Source organism: Micromonospora sp. CA-246542, assembly GCF_050942905.1.
Lineage (GTDB): Bacteria > Actinomycetota > Actinomycetes > Mycobacteriales > Micromonosporaceae > Micromonospora.
Genome location: NZ_CP192040.1, coordinates 3,915,989 through 3,936,239, shown reverse-complemented (window position 1 = coordinate 3,936,239; position 20,251 = coordinate 3,915,989). Strand labels below are relative to the sequence as shown.

Here is a 20,251-nt window from a genome sequence, read left to right as displayed (position 1 = left end):
CGGTTCGACCGGGACAAAAGGTGAGGTGTACGAGGGTGAACCGCGAGGCGTACGCCTGCTGGGTGCGCGAGCCCGGCGCGGCGGAGATCCGGCCGGTGTCGCTGCCCACCCCGGGCCCCGACGACGTGCTGGTCCGCGCGCGCTACTCCGGGGTCAGCCGGGGCACCGAGACCCTGGTGTTCGCCGGTCGGGTGCCCACCGACCAGTACGCGGCGATGCGCGCCCCCTTCCAGGAGGGCGACTTCCCGGGCCCGGTCAAGTACGGCTACCTCAGCGTCGGCGTGGTCGAACAGGGCCCGCCGGAACTGCTCGGGCGTACGGTGTTCTGCCTGCACCCGCACCAGAGCGCGTACGTCGTCCCGGCGACCGCCGTGGTGCCGGTGCCGGACGACGTGCCGCCTGCCCGCGCCGTGCTCGCCGGCACGGTGGAGACCGCCGTGAACGCCCTGTGGGACGCCGCGCCCCTGCTCGGCGACCGGGTCAGCGTGATCGGCGCGGGCATGGTGGGCTGCTGCGTCGCGGCGCTGGTGGCGCGGTTCCCCGGGGTGGACGTCGAGCTGGTCGACACCGACGCCCGCCGGGCCGGGGTGGCCGGGGCGCTCGGCGTCCGGTTCGCCCGACCCGCCGACGCGACCGGCGACCGGGACCTGGTCGTGCACGCCAGCGCCACGTCCGCCGGCCTGCAACAGGCGCTGGACCTGCTCGCGCCCGAGGGCACGGTGATCGAGCTGAGCTGGTACGGCGACCGCCAGGTGCAGGTGTCCCTCGGTGGGGCGTTCCACTCCGGACGGCTCACCGTACGCAGCAGCCAGGTCGGCATGGTCGCGCCCGCGCGGCGCGGTCGCCGCAGCTACACCGACCGGTTGGCGCTGGCCCTGGACCTGCTCGACGACCCGGCGTTCGACGCGCTGATCACCGGCGCGTCCCGGTTCACGGAGCTGCCCGACGTACTCGCCCGACTGAGTTCGGGCGACCTGCCCGCGCTCTGCCACCTCATCACCTACGACGACGGGGAGTGACCGTGTTCAGCGTGACCGTTCGGGATCACATGATGATCGCCCACAGTTTCCGGGGCGAGGTGTTCGGCCCGGCCCAGCGCCTGCACGGTGCGACGTTCGTGGTGGACGCGACGTTCCGCCGGCCTGACCTGGACGCCGACGGCATCGTCGTGGACATCGGCCTCGCCACCGAGCAGCTCCGGGCCGTGGTGGGGGAGCTGTCCTACCGCAACCTCGACGACGAGCCGGCGTTCGCCGGCGTGAACACCACCACGGAGGTGCTCGCCCGTACCGTCGCCGACCGACTGGCCGAGCGGGTGCACGCCGGCGACCTGGGGGCCGGTGCCCGGGAGCTGGCCGGCATCACCGTCACCCTGCACGAGTCACACGTCGCCTGGGCCAGCTACGAGCGGTCGCTGTGACCGACGCGGGCCGGCCGCCGCCGGCCCACGCCCCCGACGCTCCGCGCCGACGTACGGTGCACGTCGTCCTGCCGGGGGACATCGACGACCCGGGCACGCCCAGCGGTGGCAACACGTACGACCGGCGGGTCTGCGCCGGGCTCGCCGAGCGTGGCTGGGCGGTGCACGAGCACCCGGTACCCGGCGCGTGGCCGGAACCCGATCCGGCCGACCGGGCAGCGCTGGCCCGGCTGCTCGCCACCACGGCGGACGACGCCGTGGTGCTCGTCGACGGCCTGATCGCCTCGACGGTGCCGGACCTGCTCGCCCCGCACGCGACCCGGCTGCGCCTCGTCGCGCTGGTGCACATGCCGCTCGACGACGAGGCCGAGGGCCGTGCGCTGGCCACCGCCCGAGCCGTCGTCACCACCAGCGAATGGACCCGCCGCCGGCTGCTGGCCCGCCACGCGTTGCCCGCCGAGCGCGTCCACGTCGCGCCTCCCGGGGTGACGCCCGCGCCGGTGACGCCTGGTGACAACGCCGCCGGTGACCGGTTGCTCTGCGTCGCCGCGGTCACCCGTCACAAGGGCCACGACGTGCTGGTCGACGCCCTGTGCGTGCTGGCCGCGACGCCCTGGACGCTGGTCTGCGCCGGCACGCTGACCCGGGAACCCGAGCTGGTGGGCCGGCTGCGCGACCGGCTCGCCGGTGCCGGCCTGGCGCACCGGGTCCGACTGGCCGGCCCGCTGACCGGCCCGGCGCTCGACGCCGCGTACGCCGCCGCCGACCTGCTGGTCCTGCCCTCGCGGGGCGAGACGTACGGCATGGTCGTCACCGAGGCCCTCGCGCGCGGCGTGCCGGTGCTGGGCACCGACGTGGGGGCCTTCCCGAGGCGCTGGGTCGCGCCCTCGACGGCGTCGTGCCCGGTCTGCTGGTCCCGCCGGACGACCCGGCCGCCCTGGCCGGGGCGCTGAGCCGGTGGCTGGGCGACGAGGAGCTGCGGTCCCGGCTGCGGCGCGCCGCGCTCGCCCGCCGCGACACCCTGACCGACTGGCCGGTGACGACCGCGCGCCTGGCCACCGTGCTGGAGGAGGTGACGGGGTGACCGTCGAGGAGACCCTGCCGTTCGCCGACTGGCTGCGTCTGCGGGAGCCGGCCGACGCGGCGGCCCGCGCCGACGACCTGGTGGACGTCGTCCGACCCCGGCTGGCCGGCCACGATCCGATCGTGATCCACGACCTGGGCAGCGGCACCGGCTCGATGAGCCGCTGGCTCGCCGCCCGGCTGAGCGGACCGCAACGGTGGGTGCTGCACGACCGGGACGCCGACCTGCTGGCCCGGGCCGCCGACAGCATGGCCGGGGTGACCGCCGCCGACGGAGCGCCGGTCACCGTCCACACCCGCTGCGGCGACCTGACCCGGCTCAGCGCGGCCGACCTGTCCGACGGCGCGCTGGTCACCGCGTCCGCGTTGCTGGACATGCTGACCGCCGAGGAGGTCGAGCGGGTGGTCACGGCCTGTGTGGACGCCGGCCGTCCCGCCCTGTTCGCGGTCTCGGTGACCGGACGGGTCCGGCTCACCCCCGAGGACCCGCTCGACGCCGTCGTCGAGGAGGCGTTCAACGCGCACCAGCGGCGTACCGTCGACGGCCGCCGGTTGCTCGGCCCGGACGCCGCCGCCGTCACCGCCGCCGCGTTCGCCCGGCGGGGCGTGCCCGTGGCCGAGCGGCCCAGCCCGTGGCGGCTCGGCCCCCAGCAGGCCGACCTGGCCGCCGAGTGGTTCCGGGGCTGGCTGGGCGCAGCCTGCGAGCAGCGGCCCGACCTGGCCGGCCCGGCCGAGGCGTACGCCCGGCGTCGGCTGGCCGAGGCGGCGGCCGGCCGGCTGGGCGTGGTGGTCGAGCACCAGGACCTGCTGGCCGGTGGATGAACCATCCACACCCTGGGTACGTGCACTAAGAGAGTGGACGATCTTCAGGGAGGACCGGCGTCGATGGTGTGGGCCTGGGCACGAGTGGTCGGCGGGGTGGGCCTGCTCGCCGTCCTGCTGTGGCAGGTGGGCGGCGGCGCGTTCCTCGCCGGCGTACGGCTGATCGACGCCCCGGCGCTGGCCGCGGCCCTGCTCATCGGCGCGCTCACCACGGTCTGCGCCGCGTGGCGGTGGAGTCTCGTCGCCGGTGGTCTGGGCGTGCGGCTGCCACTGGCGACCGCGGTGGCGCACTGCTACCGGGCCGTGTTCCTCAACGCCACGCTGCCCGGCGGGATGCTCGGGGACGTGCACCGGGCGGTGCGCCACGGCCGCGACGCCGGCGACGTCAGCCGGGGCATCCGCGCGGTGGTCTGGGAACGTACCGCCGGTCAGGTGGTTCTGGTGGGCGTCGCCCTGGTCGTGCTCGCGGCGTTCCCGTCCCCGGTGCGTCCGTACCTGCCGGCCGCCGCCGCGCTGCTCGTGGCGCTCGGGCTGGCCGTCGTACTCCTGGCTCGGTTGTCACCCGGGACCGGGCGGTCCCGGTGGGCGCGTGGCGTGCGCACCGCCGTCGCCGACGTGCGGACCGGACTGCTGGGCCGGCGGACCTGGCTCGGCGTGCTGGTCGCCTCCGCCGTGATGGTCGCCGGTCACCTGGCCACCTTCCTGGTGGCGGCCCGGACCGCCGGATCCGACGCGCCGCTGACGAGGTTGCTGCCCCTGACCCTGCTCGCCCTGCTGGCCATGGGCCTGCCGTTGAACGTCGCGGGCTTCGGCCCCCGCGAGGGGGTGGCCGCCTGGGTGTTCGGCGCGGCCGGCCTCAGCGCCTCCGAGGGTGTCGCCACCGCCACCGTCTACGGCGCGCTCGTGCTGGTGGCCAGCCTGCCCGGCGCGGCCGTGCTACTCGCCCGGCGGGCCCGCGAACCCACCACCGTTCGGGAAGCCGCCTCGCCCGGCGGCTGTTGATTCAGTGGTGAAACGGTACGCGTCGCCGCCGTCCCGCGGCGCCGGACGAAGGAGTCCCATGCCCGAAGCACTGCCGATCGCCACGGTCCGTACGCAGGTCACGGTGCCGTTGGCGTTCCCCGACGGCTACACCACCACCGTTCGGGTGTTCACGTTCAAAGGTCTGGTGGACGGTCGCGAACACCTCGCCCTCGGCCTGGGCGACTGGGCCGGCGCGCTGGACCGGCTCGCCGCCGGTGGGGAGCCGCCGCTGGTCCGTCCGCACAGCGAGTGCCTGACCGGGGACGTGTTCGGCAGCCAGCGCTGCGACTGCGGGCCCCAGCTGCGTGAGGCGGTGCAGCGGATCGCCGAGAGCGGCGGGTTCCTGCTCTACCTGCGTCAGGAGGGCCGGGGCATCGGCCTGTACGCGAAGCTCGACGCGTACGCCCTCCAGGACGCCGGCCTGGACACCTACCAGGCCAACGTGGCGCTGGGCCGGGGCGAGGACGAGCGCGACTACACCGCCGCCGCGCAGATGCTGGCCACGCTCGACGTGCCGCGCGTACGTCTGCTCAGCAGCAACCCCGACAAGGCCGAACAGTTGACCCGGCTGGGCGTCGACGTCGTGGAACGCGTCCCCACCAGCGTCTTCCTCTCCCCGGCCAACGCCGACTACCTGGCGGCGAAGGCCGCCAAGGCGGCCGAGGCAGAGACGGAGGTGGCCGAGGCCGAGGCGGCGGAGGCAGACGCGGAGGCGGCCGAGGAGCGGGCGGGCCGCACCCCTGACCGGCCCGTCTACCGGTGAGCTGCCGGCCGGCGTCGCCACGGCCCTATGTGCTGCTGAGCTGCGCCACCTCCATCGACGGGTACATCGACGACGCCTCCGACCAGCGTCTGTTGCTGTCCAACGAGGACGACCTCGACCGCGTCGACGCGGTCCGGGCCGGCTGTGACGCGATCCTGGTCGGTGCCGCCACCGTCCGCCGTGACGACCCCCGCCTGCTGGTGCGATCGGCGGCGCGGCGGACCGAACGGGTGGCGTGCGGCCAGCCCGCCTCGCCGGTCAAGGTGACGCTGACCGCGCGCGGGGACCTCGACCCGACCGCCCGGTTCTTCACCGCGGGCGACTCCACCCGGCTGGTCTACTGCGCCAGCGGCGTCCTGGACAAGACCCGGGAGCGGGTCGGCGGGCTGGCCACCATCATCGACGGGGGAGAGCCGGTCGACCTCGGATGGGTCCTGGCCGACCTGGCGGCGCGGGGGGTGCGCCGTCTGATGGTCGAGGGTGGCGGGACGGTCCACGCCCAGTTCCTCACCGCCGGCCTCGCCGACGAGCTGCACCTGGTCGTCGCCCCGTTCTTCGTCGGCGACCGTCGGGCGCCGCGCTTCGTCGACGAGGGCCGCTTCCCCTGGCATCCGGGCCGCCGGGCCCGGCTGGCCGAGACGCGCCAGATCGGCGACGTGGTGTTGCTGCGCTACGCGCTCTCGGACCGCTGCCCCGACGACTGACGGCGACGCCGTAGCACGTACGCGAGCGCGCTGAGCAGGAAGAGCGCCCCGCTGAGCGCCAGCCAGCGCAGCAGGTACGGCCGCTGCGTCTGGCCGGTGGCCGCCTCGTGGGTCGTCTCGCCCCAGCGCAGGATGCCGGGGGAGTAGACCAGGAACAGCAGCGCCGTGCCGAGCGCCGGTACCCGCAGGTGGTTGAGCAACGCGACGCGACCACGTGTCGCCGCCCGCAGCACGCGGTCGACGCTCGCGTACACCGGGAACAGCACCAGGTCGTGGGCGACGACCGCGCCGACGAACCAGAGCAGCATCCGGCCGAACGTCGCCTCGTCGGCGAGGCGTAGCGCCACCCAGCCGGCGAGCACGATCACCGCCGTCACCAGGGCGAGATGCCAGGGTGCCGCGCCGTAGGCCGCCCGCAGCCGGGCGGTCCGGCCAGCCGGTCCCTGCGTCGGCCCGGTCCGCTCAGTCATCGGTCCGCTCCCGGAAGTCGATCTCGGCGACCCACTTGGTGCAGTGCACCCCGGGCAGGGCGGGCACGATGACCCGGGCCGGATAGCCGTGGTCGGGGGAGAGGTCGACGTCGTTGACCCGCAACGCCAGCAGCGAGTCGGGATCGAGGACCTGGTTGGCCGCGAGCACCGCCGTGCGGAACAGACCGGCCTGCTCCAGCGACGACACCCGTGCCGAGGCCGGGTCGGGGACGCCGGCGAGCGCGGCCAGGTCACGAAGTCGTACGCCGGTCCACCTCTGCCGGGTCGACCAGCCCTCGACGCAGGCGATGGGCAGCGCGGCCGTGTGCTGGGTCAGGGCCAGCAGGCCGGGCCGGTCCAGGGTCACCGTTCGCCCACCGCCGCGCAGCGTCAGTCGCCAGCTCGCGTCGGTCTGCTCGGGACGCACACCGGCGGCGGCGACGGTGCGGTTGACCGGGAAGCCGTTCGGTCCGGTGCCGGGCTGTCGCCCCCGGGGCAGCAGCAGCGCGGTACGCCGCAGCGGACCGTCCAGGCTCTCCCCGATGGTCAGTACGGCCAGCAGCAGCGCGCCGCCGCCCACCAGGGCCACCGCCCCACGCCGGCTGACCGTCGCCGGGCCCGGTTCGGTCGCGACCAGGCCGTCCGGGTCGGGCGGCTCGGGCCGCGTGTCGGCGCGCGTCGTCCGTAGCTCCATGCCCGGCGGGCGGGACCGCAGCGCGGTCACCAACCGGGGGAACTTGATGATCACGTGGGCCACGAAGGCCGCCGTGAAGATCCACGCGCCGAAGTAGTGGGCGGTGTAGAAGTCGAAGCCGAACACGTACGAGTACTGGATGTTGAGCAGGCCGGTGGCGATCTGGAACAGGATCCCGCCGACCAGCAGCAGCAGCGTGAGCCGTTCCAGCACCTGCGCCACCGAGCGGGCCGGCGGCCAGGTGAACAGCTTCGGCAGCACCGACCACAGCTTGCCCAGCACCACCGGGACGAGCACGATCCCGAGCGTCACGTGCAGGCCCTGGGTGACCCGGAACAGCCAGGACGGCCGCGTGGGCCAGTCGAAGACGGGCAGCCGCAGCCAGCCGACGTCCTGCGGGAACGCCTGGTCGAAACGGGGGCCGTAGGCGGCGTAGTCGAGCAGTCCCGTGATGATCACCAGTGGCAGCGCCACCAGCAGCGCCGACCCGTAGACGGCGGTGAGCCAGGGCCCGCGCAACGGACTGCGCCAGGCGCGTTCGGTCGCGTCCACACCCGGCGGACGATGCCGGGCCAACCCCCGCCAGAGCCCGCGCGGTGCGCCGTAGCCGTCCGCATCCGACGCCGGGGCCCCGCTGTCGCCCAGGTCGGGCCTGCCTCCTGGCACTCGCTGTTCCCTCCTCGTCGTCACACCCCGCCGTCGTCGGCCCGCCGGGCGCGAGCGCCGGTGGCGGGCACTGCCGGCAGGTTAGACCGCAGGGGTACGGCGCCACGGGGTTTACCGCATTACCGAACGCTTACCGGGCCACCGCGGCCGGCCGAGCTGTTGCGAAGTCCTTACGGCTACGCCGAACCGGCCCGTCGGACGCCCGACCGGCCCTACCGTGTCCGACATGCGCGTACTGGTCACCGGCGCGGCCGGGTTCATCGGGTCGCAGGTCGTCGACCTGCTCGTCGAGCAGGGCCACGAGGTGGTGGCGCTGGACGCGCTGCTGCCGCAGGCGCACGGCGGGGAGTTGCCTGCCTGGTCACGTGAGCACCAGGTGGTGCGCGGCGACGTCCGGGACGGCGCCCTGCTGGATCGCCTGCTGCCCGGTGTGGACGCGGTCTGTCACCAGGCGGCGATGGTCGGCCACGGCCTGGACCCGTCGGACGGCCCCGACTACGTCACGCACAACGACTACGGCACGGCCGTGCTGCTGGCCGCCCTGCACCGGGCGGGACTCGGCCGGCTGGTGCTGGCCAGCTCGATGGTGGTGTACGGCGAGGGGCGCTACGCCTGCCCCGAGCACGCCACGGTGCGCCCCGCGCCCCGGCGACCCGAGGACGTGGCGGCCGGCCGGTACGACCCGACGTGCCCCCAGTGTGGTCGGGGACTCGACCCGGTGCTCGTGCCCGAGGACGCGCCGCTGGAGCCGCGCAGCACGTACGCCGCCAGCAAGCTCGCGCAGGAACACCTGGCCGCCGCCTGGGCCCGGCAGACCGGTGGGACCGTCTGGGCGCTGCGCTACCACAACGTCTACGGCCCGCGGATGCCCCGCGACACCCCGTACGCCGGCGTGGCGTCCATCTTCCGGTCGGCGCTGGCGGCCGGGATGGCCCCCCGCGTGCTGGAGGACGGCCGGCAACGGCGGGACTTCGTGCACGTCACCGACGTGGCGCGGGCCAACCTGCTGGCGCTCGACAGCGACCTGCCACCGGCCACCCTGATGCCGGTGAACGTGTGCTCGGGCGAGCCGCACACCGTCGGGGAGCTGGCGGTCGCCCTGGCCGAGGCGATGGGCGGACCGGCGCCACAGGTCGTGGGCGGGGCTCGCGCGGCCGACGTGCGGCATGTGGTCGCCGATCCACGCCGGGCCGCGGAACTGCTCGGCTACACCGCCCGGGTCGGCTTCGCCGACGGCGTCGCCGGCTTCGCCACCGACCCACTACGCGAACCAGCCGCCCTAGCAAGCTGACCCCCCGCCCCGCCCCCCGCCCCCGCCCCCGCCCTGCGCCGATCTTGCACTTTCTGCTGTGACAGATGTGGGCACATAGTCCATATCGACAACCGAAACCGCAAGATCGACGCGTCAAGGGGGCTGCGCGGCCGGGGGAGGGTCAGGAGACCGTCCAGAGCAGGTGGTTGACGGCCAGGGCGGTGAGCGCCTGCGCGGCCAGCCACCAGCGCCGCGAGGTCGCCGGCAGGTGGGCGGTCGCGACCAGCAGCCAGCCGACGAACGGCAGCCAGATCCGCTCCACCTCGGCCTTGCTCAGCCCGGACAGGTCCGCGCCGAGGACCGCCACCAGGGCGGCCAGCGGTAGCAGCACCGTGGGGCCGGCTGCGCGTACTCCTGCTGCCGTAGGCAGGGCCAACCGCCCGGCGACCCGCCAGCCGGGCGCGGCCGTCAGCGCGCGGCGCAGGGCCGGCCCCAGGACCGGACCGGCGCTGAGCAGCAGCGCGGCCAGGTTGGCCCACACCCAGTAGGCGTACGGGCGGTCGGCGGCCCAGCCCTGGTAGTACCGCTGGACGACCAGGTGGTAACCGTCCCACCAGTGGAAACCCGCCGCGACGAACACCGCCGTCACGGCCGCGACGCCGACGGCGGCGGCGAGCAGCGCGCCCAGTCGGTGGGTACGGCGCAGCGCGACCACGGCCAGCGCGAGCACACCCACGAGGAGGAACCCGTACGAGAGGTGCAGCGCGAAGCCGAGCACCGCCCCACCGGCCAGGGCGGCCACGCGTCCCCGGACCACCAGCAGCGCCAGACCGGCCGCGACCACGGCGGCGAAGATGCCGTCGGCCGAGGTGCCCACCCAGACGGCCCCCGGCAGCAGCACCAGGAAGGGCACCACCGCGCGCGCCGCGTCGGGCGCGCCGAGCGCGCGCAGCGTCACCGGCACCGACACCGCGATCGTGGCGCCGAGCAGGACGCAGGCCAGCGCGGCGGCCGTGCCTCCGCCGAGGCCGACGCGGTCCAGCCAGACGAAGATGAGCAGCGCGCCCGGCGGGTGGCCGGCGGTGTGGGTGGACCAGGAGTCGGGTTGGAAGTCCACGATCCGGCTGGTGAATCCGGCCAGCATCGCCGGGATGTCGGTCACGCCGGGAACCTCGTGCAGGTACTCGGCCTGCGGGGTGAGCCGTCGGGTCAGCCCCGCCGACCAGCCGTCGACCAGGGCCAACGACATCGTCCAGGCCACCGCCGTCAGCCACGCGGCGGCCAGCAGGCGACCCCACCGGGCGGTGCGGGCCCACCGGGCGCCCCAGCCCACCACCGCGACCGCCACCACCAGCGCGGCCGGGCTGCCCCAGCCGACGTGTGGCCGCCACGTCGCGTACAGCGGAGCGGCGTCCGCGTGCAGGCCGCCGCCGCGTGCGTTGAGCAGGGCCCCCACCAGCACGGCGACGCCGAGCAGCGCCGCTTCCAGGCCCAGCACGAGCAGGTCCCCGGCGTGGCGGCGAGGCGGGGTCCGCCCGGGGGCGGCGGCGTGAACGGTGGTCGAGGCCATGACCACCGGACGGTACGGCGACAGCCCACCCTCGCGCTCGCCAATCGGCGGCCCGTCACCGGACGGTAAGAAATGCCCGGGCGGTAAGGGTTCGGTAAGCACATTCCGACCTCCGCCACGCGGACGTCCCCTTAGCGTCGGCGGTATGGCGACTGAGATCGACGTGGTGCTGCCCTGCCTGGACGAGGCAGCCGCCCTGCCGGGTGTGCTCACCGCGCTGCCGCCCGGCTACCGGGCCATCGTGGTGGACAACGGCTCCCGGGACGGCTCGCCCGAGGTGGCCGTCCGGTATGGCGCCCGGGTGGTGCACGAACCCCGACGCGGCTACGGCGCGGCGGTGCACGCCGGCCTGGAGGCCGCCGACGCCGAGCTGGTGTGCGTCCTCGACGCGGACGGGTCGTTCGACCCCGCCGAGCTGCCGGCCCTGGTGGCACCCGTGTCCGACGGTACGGCCGACCTCAGCGTGGGTCGGCGTCGGCCGGTCGGGGCGGGCGTGTGGCCGTGGCACGCCCGTGCCGGCACGGCGCTGGTCGCCGCGTTGCTGCGCCGTCGGGGCGTACCGCTGCGGGACCTCAGCCCGATCCGGGTGGCCCGCCGCCAGGCGCTGCTCGACCTCGGTGTCACCGACCGGGCCTTCGGCTACCCCCTCGAACTGCTGATCCGGGCCGCCGCCGCCGGCTGGCGCATCCACGAGACGGACGTCACCTACGCGCCCCGCGCCGCCGGCACCCGGTCCAAGGTCTCCGGTTCGGTGCGGGGCACCCTGCGTGCCACCCGCGACTTCGCCGGTGTGTTGCGGACCGTGGACGGCTCCCGGTGACCGTCCTGCTGGTGGTCGCCAAGGCACCGGTCGTCGGGGCGGTGAAGACACGGCTCTGCCCACCGGTCACGCCGGCCCAGGCGGCCCGGATCGCCGCCGCCGCACTGCGCGACACCCTCGACGCCGTCCGCGCCACCCCCGGTGTCACTCCCGTGCTGGCCTGGTCGGGTCGGCTGGCCGAGGCGGAGGACGCCGACGCGTTGACCGCCGCGCTGGACGGCTGGTCGGTGCTGGAGCAGCGCGGCACCGGGCTCGGCGAGCGGCTCGCCAACGCGTACGCCGAGGTCGCTGCCGCGTACCCCGGGCGGCCGGTGGTGCAGATCGGGATGGACACCCCGCAGGTGACGCCGGGCCGGCTGGCCGCGGCGGTGGCGGGGCTGCGCGCCTCCGACGCGGTGCTCGGTCGGGCGCACGACGGCGGTTGGTGGTCGTTGGGGCTGCGCGACCCACGGCACGCCCGGGTGTTGCGGGACGTGCCCATGTCGACGCCCGACACCGGTCGCGACACCTGGGCGGCCCTGACCGGGCGTGGCCTGCGGACCGCGCCACTGCCGGTCCTGCGGGACGTCGACAAGTGGTCCGACGCCCTCGCGGTGGCCGTCGAGGTTCCCGGTGGACGCTTCGCCCGCCAGGTCGCGGCGGTCCGCCTCACCCTGCTGCCGGAGAGCCGGCGGTGAACCCCGTCGACACCGCCCCGGTCGAGGCCGCGTCACCGGTACGGTCACCGTCCGGCCCGACGTCGCGCCGGGGGTACGACGGATCCGGCGACCCCTTCGCCGCCGCGCTCACCGCCGACCGGGTGGCCCTGCGGCGGTGGCTGGTGCACGGCGACGGTGTCCGTAGCCGGCTCCCGGTGGACCGCTGGCACGGCACGGCCGAGTCGGCGGTCACCGGCCTCGTCGCCCGCTGCGGCGGCCCGACGCTCGACCTCGGATGCGGGCCGGGCCGGCTCACCGTGGCGCTGACCCGGGCCGGCCTGAGCGCGGTCGGCGTGGACGTCTCGCCGACGGCGGTGCGGCTCACCCGCGCCCGTGGCGCGGTCGCGGTGCACGGCGACCTGTTCGGGCCGCTGCCCGCCGAGGGTCGGTGGGCGCACGCGGTGCTGATCGACGGGAACATCGGCATCGGCGGCGAGCCGGTGGCGCTGCTGCGCCGCTGCCGGGACCTGCTCGCGCCGGGTGGCACCGTCCTGGTCGAGCTGGAGCCGCCCGGCACGGGGTCGTGGCAGGGCCAGGCCCGGGTGGCCGCCGAGCAGCGGGCCGGCCGGGTGCTGCTCGGCCCGGTGTTCCGCTGGGCCCGGGTTGACGCGCGTGCGGTGCCCGCGGTCGCCGACGCCGCCGGCCTGGCGGTCCAGGACGTGTTCCGGCAGGGGCGGCGCTGGTTCGGTGAGCTGCGGGCGAACCGCTGAGAGGGCAGGCGTCAGGCCGCCGGCAGGCGCACCACGAACCGGCACCCACCGCTGACGTTCTGCACGTCCACCCGACCGCCGTGCGCCTCGACCAGTCCGCGTACGATCGCCAGCCCCAGCCCGCCGGAACCCTCGCCACCGGGGCGGGGCGTACGGGCCGGCTCGCCCCGGAACGCGACGTCGAACAGTCGGGGCAGGTCGTCCTCGGGGATGCCGCCGCAGGTGTCGGCGATCGCCAGCCAGGCGGCGTCGCGTTCGGATCCGGCGTCCACCCGCACCGTGCCGTCGCTCGGCGTGTAGTGCACCGCGTTGAGCAGCAGGTTGCCCACCACCCGGGCCAGCTCGGGTTCGCTGGCCAGCACGGTGGGCCAGCCCGACTCGGCGGCCTCCAGCCGGATGCGCCGGGCCTTGGCCAGGGGCGCGGTGCCGGCGAGGGCGTCGGAGACGACCTCACCCAGCGGTACCGCCGACAGGGTCAGGCGCAGCGCGCCGGCGTTGATCCGGGACAGCTCGAACAGGTCGTCGACGAGTCGGGTCATCCGATCGGTCTGCACGCGGATCCGCCGGTGGTACTCGGCGACCGTCGCCGGGTCGTCGACCACCCGGTCCTCCAGCGCCTCGGCCATCGCCCGCAGGCCGGCCAGCGGCGTCCGCAGGTCGTGCGACACCCAGGCGACCAGGTCCCGACGACCCTTCTCGACCCGCCGTTCCCGCTCCCGGGCCTGGGCCGCCCAGACCGCCGCCACGGCCAGTCGACGCCCGAAGTACCAGCCCACGCCGAGGCTCACCACCGCCGCCGCGGCGACCGTGAGCAGGACGACCTGGAGGTCGTGCGGGGACAGGAACATCGCCTGGGCGACCACCACCACCCCGGCCACCACGGCGACCACGGTGACGGTGAGCAGGACGCACACGTGCACGGTGATCGACCGGTGCCGAAGCAGCCGCAGGGTCAGCGCGCCGAGCAGGCCCACGCCGAGCGCGGCCGCGAGCGCCGCCCCGAAGATCAGCGCCAGGTCACGCATCGGCCGGCTCGTACCGGTAGCCGACGCCCCAGACCGTGACGATGCGTCGTGGCTCGGCCGGGTCGTCCTCGATCTTCTCCCGCAACCGGCGGACGTGCACGGTGACGGTGGACTGGTCGCCGAAGTTCCACCCCCACACGCGTTCCAGCAGCTCGGTGCGCTTGAACGCCCGGGTCGGGTGCCGCATCAGGTGCGCCAGGAGGTCGAACTCGCGCAACGTCAGGGCCAGCTCGCGGCCGTGCAGGCGGGCGATCCGTGGCCCGGTGGCCACCTCCAGCCCCGCGTCGGACAGCAGTTCGGCCGCCGGCGCGGCCGGCTCACCGGCACGGCGGAGCACCGAACCGACCCGCAGCACCAGCTCGCGCGGCGAGAAGGGCTTACTCAGGTAGTCGTCGGCGCCGAGTTGCAGCCCGAGCACCCGGTCGGCCTCGTCGCCGCGCGCCGTCAGCATGATGATGGGTACGCCGTCCGGCCGCTCCCGCAGTCGCCGGCACACCTGCAACCCGTCCAGTCCGGGGAGCATCAGGTCCAGCACGACCAGGTGCGGCGGCCGGTCCTGGACGGCCTCCAGGGCGGCCAGTCCGTCCGCGACGTGGCTCACCTCGTACCCGGCGTGTTCCAGGTAGCGGCAGACCACGTCGCTGACCGTCCGGTCGTCGTCGACCACGAGCACCCGCTGCGCCACCGGTCACCTCCCCGCGGCCAGCCTAGCCAGCACCGATGCGGCCGGCGATTTCGCAGACCTTGTGGTCTCCTTACGTCCCGTACCCCAGTCGCCTCGACGCACCGACTGGCCGGTCCGCCTGGTGACGGCGAGGCCTGTGGGGCGGAGGGGGCTGCGTACGATGCGGGGCTGAGTTCCCTCGTCACGGCGGAGGTATCGGGCAGATGGCAGGCCAGCACGAGGGTTTCGCCCTCGGCGTCGACCTCGGCACGTCCAACACGGTAGCCGTGCTGCGCTGGCCGGACGGTCGGACCCGTCCGGTGCTGATGGACGGTCAGCCGGTCAGCCCGTCAGCCGTGTACGCCGACCCGGACGGCACGCTGCACGTCGGCTGGGACGCCCGGCGGCTGGCGCAGGCCGATCCGGCCCGGTTCGAGGCGAACCCGAAGCGTCGGGTGGACGAGCCGACCGTGCTGCTCGGTGACCGGTCGTACCCGCCGGCGGAACTGCTCGCCGCGGTGCTGGCGGCGGTCGCCCGGGCCGCGGTGGGTGCGGTCGGCTTCCTGCCTCCGGCCGTGCTCACCTGCCCGGCGGCCTGGGACGAGTCACGGCGGCAGGTGCTCGCCGACGCGCTGTTGCGGGCCGGATGGCCGCAGGCGGCCGAGCACACGCTCGCGGGGCCGACGCCACCGGGCACGCGTCTGCTGCGTGAGCCGGTGGCCGCTGCCCGCTACTACACCCAGGTCCTGCACCGGCCGGTGCCGGTCGGTGGCGCGATCGCGGTGTTCGACTTCGGTGGCGGGACGCTCGACGTCGCGGTGTTGCGCAACGAGGGGGCCGACCCGTGGGGTGACTCCGGTTTCCGGGTGGTCGCTGACGGCGGTCTGCCCGACCTGGGCGGCCTCGACCTGGACGCGGCGCTGGTGCAGCGGGTCGGCGAGCTGCTGGGCGAGCGGCACGCCCGGCGGTGGGCGCGCCTGGTCCGCCCGTCGGACCCGGCGCAGCGCCGCGACCAGGTCCGACTGTGGGACGAGGTACGCGGCGCGAAGGAGACCCTGTCGCGCTCGGCAGTGGCCCCGGTCGCGGTGCCCGGGGTGGCCGAGGCGGTGCGGTTGACGCGTGACGACGTCGAGCGGGTGGCGGCGCCGCTGTTGCGTCGTGGCGTGGAGCGGGCCCGGGAGGTGATCGCCACGGCCGGCCTGCGCCCCGACCAGCTCGCCGGGCTGTTCCTGGTGGGCGGCTCCTCGCGGATTCCGCTCGTGGCACGAATGCTGCACGCCGAGCTGGGAGTGGCGCCGACGGTGCTGGACCAGCCCGAGCTGCCGGTGGCCGAGGGCGCGCTGACGGACCTGCCGCTGCGCCGGGCCCTGCCGGCGTACGCGGGACCGCAGGCCGCAGCGCAGGCCTCGCCGGCTGGCCCGTCCGCGCCGGCTGAGGCGTCGCCCGTGCCGGCCCCGGCCGGTCCGCCGGCAGTGCCGGCCCCGGCCGGTCCGCCGGCAGTGCCGGCTGCGGCGGAGAACGCGCCGACCGTGCCGTCGCAACCCGGGCCGGCGTCGGCCAGGCCGAGCCGGGCGGGCGCCACCCCGACGCCCACCCCGCCCATCCCGAGCGGCGGTACGACCTGGCGGCGGGCCCGGTGGGTGGTGCTCGGGGCGGTACTCGCCCTGGCCGGGATGGCCACCGCGGCGACGCTCTACCTGCTGCGGGACCGCTACCCGGACCTGGAGTTCGGATCGCTGCGCGAGCTGTCGAGGCTGCCGGCCGGTGCCGAGCGGCCGAGCGGCATGTGGACCGCGGTGCTCGACGACCGTGCCTACCTCGGGTACCCGCTGCCGGACGACCGGCTGGAGGTGGTCGCCGTCGACACCAGCACCGGCGACGAGCTGTGGCGCCGACAGACAGGCGTCACCGCCGACGACTGGGCCGGCCTGGTCGCCGTACCGGGGGCGGTCGCGGTCCTCGCCGACGCGCCGGGCGACAGCACACCGCGTGAACTGGCCGTGCTGGACGGCCGCTCCGGGGCCCAGCGCTGGCACCGGGCGGTCCGCGGCGACGACGACGTCTACTTCTCCGACGACACCGCAGTGCTGGTGGACCGAGCCGCCGGGCGGTTGGTCGGCCTGAAGCTGGGCGACGGCACCGCCGAGTGGAGCAAGCCCAACCCGCGCGACCAGTACGGCGGCGCACGGACCGTCGTGCGGCCGGTGGGCACCGACGAGGCGGCGGGTGGGCCGGCGTACCTCGACGGCGCTGCCCGCGACCCGTGGACGGGCAAGGGGCGACGACTCGTGCAGATCGGGGCGGACCGCTCGGCGCGACTGCTCGACATGTCCTCCGGATCGGTGCTGCGCGAGTGGGGCAACGTGGCCGACCTCGACGACCTGGTGGTGGCGCACGAGGACCGCCTCTTCGTGGCCCCCACCGACGGCGGGTACCAGGTGCTGGCGTACGACCTGGGTTCCGACGCGGCGCCGGTGGTCGTCTACCGGGCCGCGAACGCGGAGTACCGGCCGAAGGCGCTGGTGGCCTGCGGCGAGCGGCGGGCCTGTCTGGTGCAGGTACGTAACAGCGACGCCGAGCACACCGAGGTGGTGGCGGCGACCGAGGGGAAGGCGGCGATCTCCTGGTCGGCGCCGGGCACGACCGACCTGGTGCCGGTCGGCGAGCAGGTGCTCACCCAACGGGAGTACCCGAAGGCGACGGTCACCCTCTTCGACACGGCCGGCAAGGCGGTACTGACCGACCGCCCCGGCGTGGCGGCCCGACTGGACGCCGGCAACCTGCTCGTCTTCGCCGAGCCGACCAGCACGGTGGCGGACAACCGGAGCGTGGCCGGCGTGTGGGCCGAGTCGGGCGACGTCGACGAGTTGGGCCAACTCGTCGACGTGCGCAGCGCGTCCTGCTCGTGGAACACGCGGGTGATCGCGTGCGGCGCGGACAAGGACTTCGTGCTGTACCGGTTCGCCGACGACTGACCGCCGGCCGGGCAGATGCCGGTGGAGTGCGCGACGGATCCGTGGACGGCGGCCCGTACGATGCTCCGGTGAATCTTCGGGGTGTCGTGCGCGCCGATCGTCCGCTGGTGGTGCTCGCCGTGGGGGAGGAGGCCCGCTACCTGCCGGACGAGCTGCCGGTGCTGCTCACCGGCATGGGCAAGGTCAACGCCGCCAGCGCGGTCGCGGCGGTGCTGGCCGCCGGGCCGCGTCCCAGCCTGCTGCTCAATCTGGGTACGGCCGGCGCGCTGCGCCCCGGCTGGACGGGTATCCACGAGGTCGCCACCGTGCTCCAGCACGACTTGGACACCGCTTTCTTGCGTACCCTCACGGGTCAGACCTACGGCGCGCCGCTCGCGCTGGCCGCCGAGGGCGCGGTGCTGGCCACCGGCGACACCTTCGTCGCTGACGACGACGCGCGGGACCGTCTGGCGCAGCGCGCCGACCTGGTGGACATGGAGGGGTACGCGGTGGCCTGGGCCGCCGCGCAGGCCGGGGTGCCGTGTCGGCTGGTCAAGCAGGTCAGTGACGAGGCGGGGGAGGGCGCGGCCCGGACCTGGCAGGAGTCGGTCGACGCCTGTGCCCGGGATCTCGCCGAATGGGTCGGTCGACACTCGCCTGACCGGTGGAGGGGTCAGCCGGTCAGCCCTCGCGGGCGGAGCCCTCGGGTGGTCTCCCGGCCGCCGGCCCTGGGTGCCAGGACGTGCGCGGCGAGCGCGAGGGCCACGATCGCGGTGACCGTCACCGGCGACCAGCCACCGGCCCAGGGCAGTACCAGTAGGGGCAGCAGTTGTGACGCCACCCGTCGCCACGGCACGCGGGCGAACAGCAGGTAGGCGAAGAGTGCCCGACCGAGTACGAACACCAGCGGCCCGCCGATGATCAGCATCAGCCACCGCGTCGGGGTCGTTCCGGTCGGGCGGTCGACGACCAGGTCGAAGGAGGCCGCCGTGACGGCCACGCCGGCCAGCAGCACCACATGGGTGTACGGAGCGATCCGGGTGGACCGGCCGGGCACCCTGGACTCCGCCGTCTCGAGCAACTCGCCGGCCCGAAAGACGTACACCTGCCAGAGCAGCAGCATGATGGCGAACGCACAGAGCAGCGCGATGATCCTGGTGCGGTCGAACTCGCTGCGGCTGAGTTCCAGGGTGGGCACCAGGATGATGTCGCCGAGGGCCAGGATGGTGAACTGCTGGTACCGCTCGCCGAGGTGCGCGGTGGTCCGGTCGTACTGGTCGAGGGGCACCCGGCCGAGCCACGGTGTCGGGTAGCGCGCCCCCGCCGAGAGCAGGTCGATGGCGATCGCGGTGGTCCAGATCCACCATCGATCGTCGTCGAAGAGTGTCCCCACGATCCAGAGGACCCCGGACACCAGGAACCAGAAGAGGAACCGGGTGGCGCGCGCCATGGCCGCCGGGTGCCGCTGCCGGTACAAGGTGCTGACCAGGACGATGCCGCGCACCACGTGGGTACCGACGTAGGCGAGCGCGAAGAGCGTGGCCTGCCCTCTGGTGATCATCGGCAGCGACGCCGCCATCCCGACCGACCCGACCATGGCCACCATGAGGATGAGCTGGATCGGGCGCTGCTGCGGGTCGTAGAACTCGGTCGTGGTGGTGGTGACCGACCACGTCCACCAGATCGCGGTCAACATCAGCGCGACCGACGCGCTCTCGGCCCAGGACCGCTGGTCGGCGAGCAGCTTCGAGGTCTGCGCGAGCGCGGCCACGAAGACCACGTCGAAGAGCAGTTCGAGAAGCGTCGCCCGGGTCGACCCGTCCGGCCGGCGTACCAGCGCCGCGGTGCCTCCGGTGGTCATGCCCGGCCTCCCGCCGTTTCTTCGAGGATTATCGGCGGCGGGGGCGCGGCGCGTCCCCGGATCGGCGATTCCCGCTGAGCGGGGAAGAGGGCGACCGGAGGTTGCCACGGCGCCGGGTCGGAGCGACGCTTGTCGACATCCATCGATCTCGATCTCCGCCGGAGGTTCGGATGCGCCGTTCCCCGTTCGTCGCCCTCGTCCTGACCGCCCTGCTCCTCGCCGCGCCGGGCGCGGCACAGGCCGCCCCGCCCGACCGTGCCGCGCCCGACGCGGCCGGCGACCTGTCCGGGGTACGCACGCCGGGCACCGCCTGGGGGCTCGACCCGGCCAGCGGCCGGATGACCGTCACCGTCGACGACACCGTGGCGTCCGCCGACCTGGCGAGGTTGCGGGCGGTGGCCGACCGCGCCGGCGCGCTGCTGCGCCGGGAGCCCGGCACGCTGCGCCCCCTGATCGCCGCCGGCCAGGGCATCTACGGCGGTGGCAGCCGCTGCTCGCTGGGCGCGAACGTGCGCAGCGGCAGCACCTACTACGTGGTCACCGCCGGGCACTGCACCGCGACCGTCAGCACCTGGTACGCCGACAGCGCGCAGACCACCGTCCTGGGCACCCGGACCGGCACCAGCTATCCGGGCAACGACTACGGGCTGATCCGCTACACGGGCCGGATCGCGCATCCGAGCGCCGTCTACACCTATCCCGGGCTGCTGACCATCAACGGACCCGGCACCGCGTACGTGGGTCAGGCGGTGTGCCGCAGCGGCGTCACCACCGGCGTGCGCTGCGGCACGGTCACCGCGCTCAACCAGACCGTCAACTACGCCACCGGCGTGGTCTACGGCCTGATCCGCACCAACATCTGCGCCGAGCCGGGGGACAGCGGCGGGCCGCTGTACGTGGCGTCCACCGGCACCATCATCGGCATCCTGTCCGGGGGCAGCGGGAACTGCACGTCCGGTGGAACGACCTACTACCAGCCCATCGCGGAGGTGCTGGCGGCGTACGGACTGACCCTGCCCTGATCGCTGTTGCGCTCAGCGCAACGGGTTGCT

18 protein-coding genes and 2 pseudogenes are annotated in these 20,251 nt (G+C 74.9%); 14 read left to right on the top strand and 6 right to left on the bottom strand.

The genetic code is table 11. From position 1 onward, the window contains the following. The first annotated feature begins 35 nt into the window (after window positions 1-35). The 7 genes and pseudogenes from ACQP0N_RS18510 to ACQP0N_RS18480 all read left to right on the top strand — a co-directional run bounded on the left by ACQP0N_RS18510 (window position 36) and on the right by ACQP0N_RS18480 (window position 5,815). Window positions 36-1,019 (top strand): zinc-dependent alcohol dehydrogenase, encoded by a 984-nt coding sequence (locus tag ACQP0N_RS18510; protein ID WP_433112102.1) that lies wholly within the window; start codon window positions 36-38, stop codon window positions 1,017-1,019. 2 nt (window positions 1,020-1,021) lie between these two features. Then, a complete protein-coding gene (locus ACQP0N_RS18505) occupies window positions 1,022-1,420 on the top strand; it encodes a 6-pyruvoyl trahydropterin synthase family protein (protein WP_355049759.1) in 399 nt (132 codons plus the stop codon). Continuing rightward, window positions 1,417-2,504: pseudogene (locus ACQP0N_RS18500) on the top strand (glycosyltransferase family 4 protein). Before ACQP0N_RS18505 ends, ACQP0N_RS18500 begins: the two are co-directional and overlap by 4 nt. Beyond that, window positions 2,501-3,325 carry a class I SAM-dependent methyltransferase gene (locus tag ACQP0N_RS18495; protein WP_433112099.1) on the top strand — a complete coding sequence of 275 codons (825 nt, stop codon included), beginning with the start codon at window positions 2,501-2,503 and terminating at the stop codon, window positions 3,323-3,325. The pseudogene ACQP0N_RS18500 and the gene ACQP0N_RS18495 overlap by 4 nt, the downstream one beginning before the upstream one ends. A gap of 63 nt (window positions 3,326-3,388) precedes the next feature. Beyond that, window positions 3,389-4,327, top strand: a complete 939-nt coding sequence (locus ACQP0N_RS18490; protein WP_433121700.1) for a lysylphosphatidylglycerol synthase transmembrane domain-containing protein — start codon at window positions 3,389-3,391, stop codon at window positions 4,325-4,327. A gap of 58 nt (window positions 4,328-4,385) precedes the next feature. Beyond that, entirely contained in the window at window positions 4,386-5,111 is a 726-nt protein-coding gene (locus ACQP0N_RS18485; RefSeq protein WP_433112096.1) for a GTP cyclohydrolase II, read from the top strand. Further along, entirely contained in the window at window positions 5,108-5,815 is a 708-nt protein-coding gene (locus ACQP0N_RS18480) for a RibD family protein (RefSeq protein ID WP_433112093.1), read from the top strand. Before ACQP0N_RS18485 ends, ACQP0N_RS18480 begins: the two co-directional genes overlap by 4 nt. Here the strand turns inward: ACQP0N_RS18480 and ACQP0N_RS18475 are convergent. Further along, entirely contained in the window at window positions 5,782-6,285 is a 504-nt protein-coding gene (locus ACQP0N_RS18475) for a hypothetical protein (protein WP_433112090.1), read from the bottom strand. The genes ACQP0N_RS18480 and ACQP0N_RS18475 overlap by 34 nt on opposite strands. After that, window positions 6,278-7,645 carry a molybdopterin-dependent oxidoreductase gene (locus tag ACQP0N_RS18470; protein WP_433112087.1) on the bottom strand — a complete coding sequence of 456 codons (1,368 nt, stop codon included), beginning with the start codon at window positions 7,643-7,645 and terminating at the stop codon, window positions 6,278-6,280. The genes ACQP0N_RS18475 and ACQP0N_RS18470 overlap by 8 nt, the downstream gene beginning before the upstream one ends. Window positions 7,646-7,871: 226 nt before the next feature. On the opposite strand from ACQP0N_RS18470, the gene ACQP0N_RS18465 reads away from it, so the two are divergent. Continuing rightward, the gene (locus ACQP0N_RS18465; RefSeq protein ID WP_433112084.1) at window positions 7,872-8,936 is read left to right on the top strand and encodes an NAD-dependent epimerase/dehydratase family protein; all 1,065 of its coding nucleotides are present in this window, start codon (window positions 7,872-7,874) and stop codon (window positions 8,934-8,936) included. Between the two features lie 142 nt (window positions 8,937-9,078). On the opposite strand, the gene ACQP0N_RS18460 is transcribed toward ACQP0N_RS18465, so the two are convergent. Beyond that, window positions 9,079-10,467, bottom strand: coding sequence for a hypothetical protein (locus ACQP0N_RS18460; protein ID WP_433112081.1), 1,389 nt, complete (start codon window positions 10,465-10,467; stop codon window positions 9,079-9,081). Window positions 10,468-10,612: 145 nt separating this feature from the next. On the opposite strand from ACQP0N_RS18460, the gene ACQP0N_RS18455 reads away from it, so the two are divergent. Genes ACQP0N_RS18455 through ACQP0N_RS18445 form a run of 3 tightly spaced genes read left to right on the top strand, consistent with a single transcriptional unit; the run spans window position 10,613 to window position 12,695 of the window. Next, a complete protein-coding gene (locus ACQP0N_RS18455) occupies window positions 10,613-11,287 on the top strand; it encodes a glycosyltransferase family 2 protein (RefSeq protein WP_355049751.1) in 675 nt (224 codons plus the stop codon). After that, a complete protein-coding gene (locus tag ACQP0N_RS18450; protein WP_433112078.1) occupies window positions 11,284-11,964 on the top strand; it encodes a TIGR04282 family arsenosugar biosynthesis glycosyltransferase in 681 nt (226 codons plus the stop codon). Before ACQP0N_RS18455 ends, ACQP0N_RS18450 begins: the two co-directional genes overlap by 4 nt. Continuing rightward, on the top strand, window positions 11,961-12,695 hold the full coding sequence (locus ACQP0N_RS18445) for a class I SAM-dependent methyltransferase (protein WP_433112075.1): 735 nt from the start codon (window positions 11,961-11,963) through the stop codon (window positions 12,693-12,695). The genes ACQP0N_RS18450 and ACQP0N_RS18445 overlap by 4 nt, the downstream gene beginning before the upstream one ends. An 11-nt stretch (window positions 12,696-12,706) precedes the next feature. On the opposite strand, the gene ACQP0N_RS18440 is transcribed toward ACQP0N_RS18445, so the two are convergent. Together ACQP0N_RS18440 and ACQP0N_RS18435 are read right to left on the bottom strand one after the other, a co-directional pair. Then, window positions 12,707-13,720: a sensor histidine kinase gene (locus ACQP0N_RS18440; RefSeq protein WP_355049749.1), complete on the bottom strand. Its 1,014-nt coding sequence runs from the start codon at window positions 13,718-13,720 to the stop codon at window positions 12,707-12,709. Then, a complete protein-coding gene (locus ACQP0N_RS18435) occupies window positions 13,713-14,405 on the bottom strand; it encodes a response regulator transcription factor (protein WP_355049748.1) in 693 nt (230 codons plus the stop codon). Before ACQP0N_RS18435 ends, ACQP0N_RS18440 begins: the two co-directional genes overlap by 8 nt. A gap of 203 nt (window positions 14,406-14,608) precedes the next feature. Between ACQP0N_RS18435 and ACQP0N_RS18430 the strand changes: the two genes are divergently transcribed. Both ACQP0N_RS18430 and ACQP0N_RS18425 read left to right on the top strand, forming a co-directional pair. Continuing rightward, window positions 14,609-17,359 (top strand): Hsp70 family protein, encoded by a 2,751-nt coding sequence (locus ACQP0N_RS18430; protein ID WP_433112070.1) that lies wholly within the window; start codon window positions 14,609-14,611, stop codon window positions 17,357-17,359. Further along, window positions 17,290-17,931 (top strand): annotated as a pseudogene (locus ACQP0N_RS18425) (nucleosidase); the annotation flags it as partial. The gene ACQP0N_RS18430 and the pseudogene ACQP0N_RS18425, both read left to right, overlap by 70 nt. An 80-nt stretch (window positions 17,932-18,011) precedes the next feature. Here ACQP0N_RS18425 and ACQP0N_RS18420 read toward each other — a convergent pair. After that, window positions 18,012-19,199, bottom strand: a complete 1,188-nt coding sequence (locus ACQP0N_RS18420) for a low temperature requirement protein A (protein WP_433112067.1) — start codon at window positions 19,197-19,199, stop codon at window positions 18,012-18,014. Between the two features lie 170 nt (window positions 19,200-19,369). On the opposite strand from ACQP0N_RS18420, the gene ACQP0N_RS18415 reads away from it, so the two are divergent. Further along, the gene (locus tag ACQP0N_RS18415; RefSeq protein WP_433112064.1) at window positions 19,370-20,221 is read left to right on the top strand and encodes a S1 family peptidase; all 852 of its coding nucleotides are present in this window, start codon (window positions 19,370-19,372) and stop codon (window positions 20,219-20,221) included. Window positions 20,222-20,251 lie beyond the last annotated feature (30 nt).

Excerpts from the sequence above, each read along its gene's own strand:
- ACQP0N_RS18475 (WP_433112090.1), bottom strand. The coding sequence starts at position 6,285 with ATGACTGAGCGGACCGGGCCGACGCAGGGACCGGCTGGCCGGACCGCC.
- ACQP0N_RS18440 (WP_355049749.1), bottom strand. The coding sequence starts at position 13,720 with ATGCGTGACCTGGCGCTGATCTTCGGGGCGGCGCTCGCGGCCGCGCTC.
- ACQP0N_RS18415 (WP_433112064.1), top strand. The coding sequence starts at position 19,370 with ATGCGCCGTTCCCCGTTCGTCGCCCTCGTCCTGACCGCCCTGCTCCTC.
- ACQP0N_RS18465 (WP_433112084.1), top strand. The coding sequence starts at position 7,872 with ATGCGCGTACTGGTCACCGGCGCGGCCGGGTTCATCGGGTCGCAGGTC.
- ACQP0N_RS18430 (WP_433112070.1), top strand. The coding sequence starts at position 14,609 with ATGGCAGGCCAGCACGAGGGTTTCGCCCTCGGCGTCGACCTCGGCACG.
- ACQP0N_RS18455 (WP_355049751.1), top strand. The coding sequence starts at position 10,613 with ATGGCGACTGAGATCGACGTGGTGCTGCCCTGCCTGGACGAGGCAGCC.
- ACQP0N_RS18460 (WP_433112081.1), bottom strand. The coding sequence starts at position 10,467 with ATGGCCTCGACCACCGTTCACGCCGCCGCCCCCGGGCGGACCCCGCCT.
- ACQP0N_RS18485 (WP_433112096.1), top strand. The coding sequence starts at position 4,386 with ATGCCCGAAGCACTGCCGATCGCCACGGTCCGTACGCAGGTCACGGTG.
- ACQP0N_RS18490 (WP_433121700.1), top strand. The coding sequence starts at position 3,389 with ATGGTGTGGGCCTGGGCACGAGTGGTCGGCGGGGTGGGCCTGCTCGCC.
- ACQP0N_RS18420 (WP_433112067.1), bottom strand. The coding sequence starts at position 19,199 with ATGACCACCGGAGGCACCGCGGCGCTGGTACGCCGGCCGGACGGGTCG.